A 2,942-nucleotide genomic window follows, 5' to 3' on the forward strand; every position below is an offset into this window, starting at 1 on the left:
GGGGGGGCTTTCGGAGGGAATTCCCCTTGCTAAGGGGGGGCTTTCGGAGGGAATTTCCATTGTTAAAGCGGGGCTTTCGGAGCTTTCTTCACCCCCCTTAGCAAGGGGGGCAGGGGGGGTCGAATTAATTCTGGTTTCCGGTTATTCAGGTATCGGCAAATCCTGCTTAGTAAACGAAGTTCAAAAACCCATAGTTCGCCAGCGCGGCTATTTTATAGGCGGCAAATTTGACCAGTTCAAGCGCAACATTCCCTACGCTTCCGTGATTCAAGCATTCCAGTCATTGGTTCGGCAGTTGCTAACAGAAAGTACAGCATCTATCCTAACTTGGAAACAAAAATTGCTAGCGGCTTTGGGAACTAGCGGGAAAGTTGTCACAGACGTGATTCCCGAAGTCGAACTAATTATCGGGAAACAGCCGGAAGTCCCGGAACTGGGGCCGACAGAATCGCAAAACCGATTTAATCGGGTGTTTAAACAATTCATTAGCGTGTTTGCCGCCAAGTCGCACCCGCTAGTAGTTTTTCTCGACGATTTGCAGTGGGCCGATTCGGCATCGCTGAAATTAATTGAACTGCTGGTGACAGATTCAGACAGCAAATATTTGTTGCTAATTGGAGCCTATCGAGATAACGAAGTCAGCCCTACTCATCCGCTGATTCAAACCATCGAAATTATCCAAAAAGCTGGCGTAGGACTACCCGAAAGAGTCAGCAATATTGTTCTCGCTCCCTTAGAGTTGAGTCATGTTCAACTCTTAATCTCCGAAACTTTAAAAAGCCCCATTTCAGAAAAAATTCAACTTTTCGCCGAGCTACTTTTCAACAAAACCCAAGGCAATCCCTTCTTTCTAACTCAGTTACTCCGCACTCTTTATCAAGAAAATCTGTTAGCTTACGATTTTCCATCCAGTACGTGGCAGTGGGAGCTCGGACACATCCAAGCCATTGGGATTACTGACTGCAATGTCGTAGAGTTAATCGCTCGCAATATTCGGAAGTTGCCTGTCTCGGCGCAATCAGCCTTAAAATTAGCCGCCTGTATTGGCAACCAATTTAATTTGGAAGTGCTGGCAATTGTCAGCGAAAAATTTCAGAAGGAAACAGCATTAAACCTCTGGGATGCTCTTCAGGCAGGCTTGGTTTTGCCGCTTAGCAACGATTACAAAATTCCCCTGGTTTTTGAAGGAGCAGAAACTGCGCTAGCTGGGCTGCAAGATGTGCGGGTTGATTACAAGTTTTTGCACGACAGAGTGCAGCAAGCAGCTTATTCTTTGATTCCTGAAGAGCAGAAAAAAGAGACTCACCTAAAAATCGGTCAGTTGCTGCTGCAAAATACTGCACCAGAAGCACGGAAAGACAATATTTTCGCTTTGGTCAATCAACTGAATTTCGGAATCGATTTACTGACTTCGGAACCAGAAAGATGCGAGTTAGCTGAACTCAATCTCATTGCAGGTCAAAAAGCGAAGGCGGCAGCAGCTTTTGAACCTGCTCTCAGGTATTTTAATCTGGGAATAGAACTCCTCAATTCTGTGTTTGGCTCAGATGAGAAAGAAACTGAGGTCATGTCAAGTTGGCAGAGTGATTATAACTTGACCCTGGCTCTGTATACAGAGGCAATGGAAGCCGAATATCTGAATACCAATTTACAGCAAGCCGAAATTTTGGGCGATTTAATCTTGCAGCAAGCTACTACTCCGCTAGATGCGGTAAAGGTATACGAGATTAAAATCCAAATGTATATAAACACCATGCAGATGCCCCGAGCTTTGGATACTGGATTGGAAGCTTTGGAAATGATGGGTTTCTCTCTCTCAAAGATTCAAGATTTGGCTGGCAACGAGGTGATACTACCCCAGTTTGAAGACTTAGAAAACTTGCCAAAAATGACCGATCCGGAGCTGATAGCGGTAATCAAGTTACTGCAATCTCTTAATGTTGCTGCTTTGTCTGTCAAACCAGAGATTGGCTTCCAAATTGTGGTTTGTCAAGTTAATCTCTGCATTCAAAGAGGTTATTCAGCCCTGGCTGCTTTATCTTATGTTTGGTACGGCACGTTACTGTGTGCAGTTGGAGAGATTGAAAAAGGATATCATGCAGGACAACTGGCTGTGAGATTGTTAGAGCAATTCGATAGCAAGCCGCTTATATGCCCTGTCTACAATACATTTAACTATTTTATTCGACACTGGAAAGAACACGGTAAAGAAAGTTTAGCACAGTTACAGGAGGCGTTGCAAAATGGACTTGACTTTGGCTCTCTGGACTATGTTTGCTATGGTGTTAATAATTATTGCATCTACCTGTTTTGGACTGGGGGGCTGCTCGAATCGCTATTGAACAAGCAATTGTTATACGTAAATTTAAGTGAAAAGATTGGCAATGGTTACGTGGCAATGGAAATAAATGTATTGAGACAACTGAATTTAAATTTGCAAGGTTTAGCAACTGACAAGTATCGGCTAATTGGAGAGGCAATGGATGAAGTAACTTTGCTGCCGCAGTTGGAAGCTGCCAATAGTGCTTGGACGCTGTTTCATTTTTATCTATATAAAGGAATCCTCTTGTATTTATTGAAAGATGGTGCGGGGGCTGTTGCTAACATTTCGCAAGCATTAGAATACATTCAATCAATCATGGGGTTCGTATCTGTTGCTGGTCACAATTTTTACTATTCCCTTTCTTTATTAGCTGTCTATCCAAGTGCTGATGCTAAACAACAAGCACAGTATTTGGAACAGGTGGAAGTAAATCAGGAAAAGATGCAGGATTGGGCTGTTCGCGCACCGATGAATTTCCTGCATAAATACGAGTTGGTAGAGGCCGAAAAGGCGCGGGTGTTGGGGGGAAAAGAGCGGGCGATGGATTATTACGATCGCGCAATCCAACATTCCCGCGAACAGGGATACATTCAGGAAGAGGCTTTGGCGAATGAATTAG

1 protein-coding gene is annotated in these 2,942 nt (G+C 43.9%); it reads left to right on the forward strand.

The genetic code is table 11. From position 1 onward, the window contains the following. The coding region (locus QT974_RS32995) for an ATP-binding protein (RefSeq protein ID WP_333472580.1) at positions 1–2,942 on the forward strand (2,942 nt) is incomplete at both ends.

Source organism: Microcoleus sp. BM001215392 (assembly GCF_036700185.1).
Lineage (GTDB): Bacteria > Cyanobacteriota > Cyanobacteriia > Cyanobacteriales > Microcoleaceae > Microcoleus.